Source organism: Mesorhizobium sp. M5C.F.Ca.IN.020.32.2.1, from assembly GCF_004023105.1.
Taxonomy (GTDB): domain Bacteria; phylum Pseudomonadota; class Alphaproteobacteria; order Rhizobiales; family Rhizobiaceae; genus Mesorhizobium; species Mesorhizobium wenxiniae.
On record NZ_RZSX01000487.1, the window covers coordinates 1 to 4,871 of the forward strand.

The 4,871-nt window shown below is 58.6% G+C and carries 3 protein-coding genes; all 3 read right to left on the minus strand.

Translation table 11 applies throughout. From position 1 onward, the window contains the following. A partial coding sequence (locus EOA86_RS22410; protein ID WP_206630100.1) for a restriction endonuclease subunit S occupies window positions 1-1,639 on the minus strand: 1,639 nt, incomplete at its 3' end. 89 nt (window positions 1,640-1,728) lie between these two features. Beyond that, on the minus strand, window positions 1,729-3,183 hold the full coding sequence (locus EOA86_RS22415; protein WP_128343632.1) for a class I SAM-dependent DNA methyltransferase: 1,455 nt from the start codon (window positions 3,181-3,183) through the stop codon (window positions 1,729-1,731). A gap of 3 nt (window positions 3,184-3,186) precedes the next feature. Beyond that, on the minus strand, window positions 3,187-4,871 hold a 1,685-nt coding region (locus EOA86_RS22420), incomplete at its 5' end, for a type I restriction-modification enzyme R subunit C-terminal domain-containing protein (protein WP_128343634.1).

Below are 4,871 nucleotides of genomic sequence, written 5' to 3' on the forward strand. Positions count from 1 at the left end.
ACTCCGCTGCCTCCAGTTCGCGCGCGCCTGCCGGCGCCAGCGCTTCGGCCAGCAGCGCGTCGAGAAGGCGGCGGCGGGTGCCGGCGGTAGCACTGAGGCTCGCCTCAAGCCGGTCGCAAAGCGCCAACAGCGCATCAACCTTGGCGACGATGCGATGTTGTTCAGCGAGGGGTGGGAGCGGAATTGGAAGGTCTCTCAAAATCCCGAGGTTGAGCCCCTTGTACGCGATCCCACGGAGATTGTTCTGGATATGATCCCAGAAGTACGGGGACAGCATCAGGTAGACCATGAACGGTCCTGGTATTGCGTCAGCAATAGGAACCACGGCGACTTCTCTCGCAACATTGAACCCGCTCAAATCGGGCGGAACGAGTGCCACGCCACCGAGGGTTCCACGAATATTAATGACAACTTCGCCACCCGAAAGGCGCGTCCGGGCATATTCAGCCTCGATCGTTTCACGAACTTTCCGAACGCCTGAAAGGTCGACATAACCTGCACGCACGTCACTACACCTCAGTGTAGGAATGCCGCCGGACTTGGGTTCGTCACCAAGCTTGATCACTCCGTAAGAAATCTCTCGGTTCTCATCGAGAACATTCTGCACTTTCGTCCACACCCAGCCCTTCGGACAATCGAAAGGGGCATCGGCTAAAGTGATATTATCTGACTTGGTTTTCTTTCCGCGGGCCTTTTTAGCGCCAGGATGCAGACTAACAAGCAGTTCCGACGCCGGATTGTCGTTCGGGTCCTGTGGCACGAGCTTTCCGCGCATGGCGAGGTTGAGGATGGTTTGGCGGAGGTGCTTGATCTGGTCGGGGCGCGTTGTCAGCGCTGGCAGCGCGTCAAGGGCGAAGCGGGCGTCGGCCCGGAAGCTTTCGGGACCAGGCGCGTTGAGGCGGGCGAGGCTCGCCGCCGCCAGCCGGTCGCGTGACCTCTCGCGGCTTGCACGCGCCGCCTCCAGCTGGTCGCACAGACCCATCAGTTCATCGACCTTGGCGACGATCCGATTCTGCTCGGCGAGCGGTGGAAGGGGAAAGGGAATTGCGGCGACGATCTTGCCCGAAACTTCCTTGAATGTGGTGCCCGGAGCTTTGGCGTCAATCTCGGGCGCAAATGCCTTCATCGCAGTTGCGATGAAGCGCGAACAATCCGGGACGTAGGGAACGATCGACTTGAATCCCTGGTTGGTCGAAATCGCATTTGCGGCGATAGCGACATAGCCGATCGGTGCCCGGCTGGTGAACAGCACCGTGCCCTTCGGCATTACGGTTGCCGATGAAGCCCGCGATCCCTTTTCTGATAGGTCTCGGGAACCTCGCGAGATGTAGAGGTTTGAATATCCGCCAAGATCGGCAGGCGTAAGCCATGGCACGCCCTCGCCCGGTTCGGTAAAGTTGTCGGAGTCGGCGGCCGATGGCGTTCCACCGCCAACGATTGCGCCAACTGCATCAAGCCTCAGCCATCTCCATGTCACCGGGATCGCGAAAGGCTCGTTGAGGTCGTTGCCGTTATCAAAGTCACGCGGCTTGCGAAGCTCTCCGGCCTTCACCAGCCGCGCCTTCTCCTTCGCGATCCGCTTCAGCAGGTCCGATGCCGATTCTTCGCCCGCCTCCTGCGGCACCAGCTTGCCGCGCACCGCCAGATCGAGAATGAAGCGGCGTAGCCGCACAATTGCGTCGGGCGCGTCGGCAATCTGCTCGTAATGATTCAGCAGGCGTTCCGCATTCATCGGGCCAGCGCCTCGGCGAGGATCGCCTTCAACTGGTCGCGATAAGCCGCCGTCTCGGCTTCGGCGCGGGCGAGGTTCGCCAGCAGCGTTTCGGGGTCGCCGTGGTCATCCGCCACTGTATGCGGATTCTTGATGTCGAGATTAAAGCCGCGCGCCTTCACCTCTTGCGCCGTCACGCGCCACGCCTGCGGCGTTTCCTCGCGGCCCTTGCGCTCCTTGCCGCCCCACCAGTCGATGCAGCCCTGGAAATGCTCCAACCGGATCGGCTTGGTCATAGAATAGGCCTTCTGGCCGTTGGGCACGCGATGCTCGTAGAACCAGATGTCCTTGGTCGGTGCGCCCTTCTCGAAAAACAAAAGGTTGGTGCCGATTGAGGCATAGGGCTTGAACACGGAATTGGGCAAGCGGACGATCGTGTGGAGATTACATTCCTCCATCAGATGCTCCTTCAGTCGTGTCTTCACGCCCTCACCGAACAGCGTGCCATCGGGCAGCACCACCGCGGCGCGACCGTCGGTCTTCAGCAGCCGCACAATAAGCGCGAGGAACAGATCGGCGGTTTCCTTCGTGCGGAAGGTCGGGAAGTTATTCTCGATGCCGTCCTCCTCACGTCCGCCGAAGGGCGGATTGGTGACGACGATATCAACTCGCTCTTCCTTCCTCCACGAAATGAGCGGGCGGGCCAACGTGTTGTCGTGGCGCACAAAGCTTGGGTCCTCGATCTCGTGCAACAACATGTTGGTGACGCAGAGCATGTGCGGAAGCTGCTTTTTCTCCACCGCGCGAAGTGCGCTTTGCATCGCTTCGCGCTGTTTGGGAGTGCGGATGTAGTTCTTCTCCATGTGCCGGATAGCACAGGTAAGAAAACCGCCGGTGCCGCAAGCGGGATCGAACAGAGTATCACCAGGTTTCGGGTCAATACGGTCGACCATGAAGGCGGTGACCGCGCGTGGCGTATAATATTCGCCTGCATTGCCGGCCGATTGCAAGTCGTTGAGCAACTGCTCGTAAAACTCGCCAAAGTGACGCCGCTCATCGAGATTGTTGAAATCGACCTCGTTGATCTTGTTCACCACCTGCCGGATGAGATGGCCGGATTTCATGTAGTTATAGGCATCCTCGAACACATCGCGCACCACGCGGCGCCGGTCGCCGGGCTTTCCAGTGAGCTGCAACCCCTTCAAAGCGGGGAACAGTTCATCATTGATGAAATCAAGCATGGCTTGCCCCGTAACGCCTTCCGGATCCGCCGCCCAGCTGCGCCACTGGAGATTTTCCGGGATCGGCGAGTGGTAGCCATCCTTGGTCAGTTCGAGTTCCTGGTCCTGATCGTCGATGATCTTGAGGAAGAACATCCAGCATAACTGGCTGATGCGCTGTGCATCGCCATCGACACCGACGTCCTGGCGCATGATGTCCTGAATGGATTTGATGGTGGTTCGGACGATCATGGTTTAAGCGGTCTCCTGATAGAGGGCGTCTTGCAATTCGTGGACAGCTTTCTCGAAACCGTCCTTACCGCCGAATGCCTTGATAAGTTGCACGACGCTGCCCATTGCGGTGAAAGGCGTTACCTTCAGCACATTCGCGTCGTCGAGATTGAGCACGCCCTCGTCGCGATATTTTTCAAGCAGTGCGTTAAGGACGGCGCGGGCTCGCGCGTTGTATTTCGTGAAAACATCGCGCTTTTTGACGTTCTCGGCCCGCTCACGGCGTGTCAAAGGTTTCTTATCGAAGGCGACGTGGCAGATCAGATCGAAGGGATCGAGGTTCTTGCCCAGTTCATCCGCAATGGCATCGAGCGCCAGACCCTCGGCTTCCAGTCCGTCAATGATTGCCTGTTTGCGGTCAGCAGATTTCCAGCGCCTGAGGAAATCGTCGAGACTAGCGAAACGCTTCTTCAACGCCGTCTTAGTGAAACCGCGCAAGCTTTCGGTGACGAGCTTGCCGTTCTCGTCGAGATATTCGACGCGCTCGGCGACGATGCGGGCACCGACGCCGTCCACATAAATCTTGCGCGCCTGGTTGCCCGGCGGCAGCGGAAAACCCTGATCAATTATGGTTTCGCCATCGCCCGATTCGTAAGGCGCTTGATTACCTTCACCAAAATCAACGACGGCATCATCGGGCGGCGTAATCGGATCGTCTTCGCTGGGTTCATAAATCTGCACCGGGTCGCCATCGAACTGCGGATCGGCGAAATGAGAGGTCGCGCCGCGAAAGTCGATCAGCGTGAAGTAGAATTTCTTGGTGTCCTCGTGAACGCGGGTGCCACGCCCGACGATCTGCTTGAATTCGGTCATCGAATCCACCGTGCGGTCGAGCACGATCAACCGACAGGTCTGCGCATCAACCCCGGTGGACAAAAGCCGCGAGGTTGTGACGAGAACCGGATATTTCGATTCCGGGTCGAGGAAATTGCCGAGTTGGTCCTGGCCATCCTTGTCGCTACCGGTGATCCGCATGACGTATCGGTGGTTCTCGTCGCAAAGATCCTTATTCTCGTTGATGAGCGCCTGTCGCATACGCGCTGCGTGCTCCTGGTCAACGCAGAACACTATGGTTTTCTGGAAGCGGTCGCCGCTTTCCTTTAGAAATTCGGTGACCTTCTTGGCGGTAAGCAGGGTGCGGTCGTCAAGAACCAGCGTCCGGTCGAAATCCTTGGCGTTATAGATGCGATCCTCCACTTCGTTGCCGTCTCGGTCGAGTTGCCCAAGTTCCGGGCGATAGCCCTCTACGTCGCGATCGATGTGGACCTTGATGACCTTGTAGGGCGCAAGGAAGCCGTCGCTGATGCCTTGGCGCAATGAATAGGTGAAGATTGGCTCGCCGAAATAATCGGCGTTGGAAACGTATTCCGTTTCCTTCGGCGTGGCAGTTAGGCCGATCTGCGTTGCACCGGAAAAGTGGGTGAGGATTTCGCGCCAAGCGGAATCCTCCGCCGCGCTGCCGCGATGGCATTCGTCGATAACGATCAGATCGAAGAAGCCGGGCGAGAACTCCTTGTAGAGCTTCTGGCGCTCCTCCGGCCCAGTGATCGCCTGATAGAGCCCGAGATACACCTCGAAGGCGGTGTCGATGCGCCGCTTTCGGTCGAGTGCCAGCGTCAGATCGACGGTTGTGCCATCCTGCCGTTCGA

Excerpts from the sequence above, each read along its gene's own strand:
- EOA86_RS22415 (WP_128343632.1), bottom strand. The coding sequence starts at position 3,183 with ATGATCGTCCGAACCACCATCAAATCCATTCAGGACATCATGCGCCAG.